The organism is Cupriavidus sp. 05T313 (assembly GCF_056396665.1).
Map to the genome: position 1 here is coordinate 1 of NZ_JBFTLX010000534.1, position 957 is coordinate 957.

Genomic DNA, 957 nt, shown 5'->3' on the forward strand with positions numbered 1-957 from the left:
CCACCCCTTCCCATCCCGAACAGGACCGTGAAACGACTCCACGCCGATGATAGTGCGGATACCCGTGTGAAAGTAGGTAATCGCCAGGCTCTCCCTTGAAACCCCCCAGTACGAAAGTACTGGGGGGTTTTGCTTTTGCGGCGGCGATTAATATTGATTAAAACGCCGCTGTCGCGCTGTTTGGGTCGGCAGCTGCTTGTAGGTCCCAGGCGCTCCAGGAAGGCCGTCTGGGGCCTTCCTGGCGGCTCCGGCGAGCCCCTATAGGGTGAAGGTGTTCATTCTTTATCGAACACCGGAGATTGATGGTGTGACCGAAGATGGCCAGTGCAGGCATCGACGTCATCTCCAAATGGGCTGTCCTTCCGGACTTTGCATAGTACGGAAAGTGCTTGACAGCCAAGGAGAGTTACACCATAATCTTAAGTTCTCTGCGGAGAGGTGCCCGAGTGGCTAAAGGGGGCAGACTGTAAATCTGTTGGCTTACGCCTACGTTGGTTCGAATCCAACCCTCTCCACCAAGAATTGCAAAGTAGTAGTGCCCGGCAGGTGTGGGTGAAGCAGAAAGCGTGGTAACCCGGCGGGTGTAGCTCAATGGTAGAGCAGAAGCCTTCCAAGCTTACGACGAGGGTTCGATTCCCTTCACCCGCTCCAGATTGCCCGGGTTGCAGTTCTAAAAGCAGCAGTCAAGTTTCGCCCATGTGGCTCAGTGGTAGAGCACTCCCTTGGTAAGGGAGAGGTCGGCAGTTCGATCCTGCCCATGGGCACCAAATACCGCACTGGCAATATCGCTACCGACACAGGAGTCGCGAAATGGCAAAGGAAAAGTTCGAGCGGACTAAGCCGCACGTGAACGTTGGCACGATTGGTCACGTTGACCATGGCAAGACCACGCTGACGGCCGCGATTGCTACGGTGCTGGCAGCCAAGTTTGGCGGCGCCGCCAAGAAGTACGACGAA

At 56.0% G+C, this 957-nt stretch carries 1 protein-coding gene, 3 tRNA genes and 1 rRNA gene; all 5 read left to right on the forward strand.

Features of this window, described 5'->3' with window-relative positions:
- A 5S ribosomal RNA gene (gene rrf, locus AC1DKD_RS41530) occupies positions 1-89 on the forward strand; the annotation flags it as partial.
- Between the two features lie 343 nt (positions 90-432).
- A tRNA-Tyr gene (locus AC1DKD_RS41535) sits at positions 433-518 on the forward strand.
- Positions 519-577: 59 nt separating this feature from the next.
- Positions 578-651 (forward strand) — tRNA-Gly (locus AC1DKD_RS41540).
- Positions 652-692: 41 nt separating this feature from the next.
- Positions 693-767, forward strand: a tRNA-Thr gene (locus AC1DKD_RS41545).
- 43 nt (positions 768-810) lie between these two features.
- A partial coding sequence (locus AC1DKD_RS41550) for a GTP-binding protein (RefSeq protein ID WP_441643095.1) occupies positions 811-957 on the forward strand: 147 nt, incomplete at its 3' end.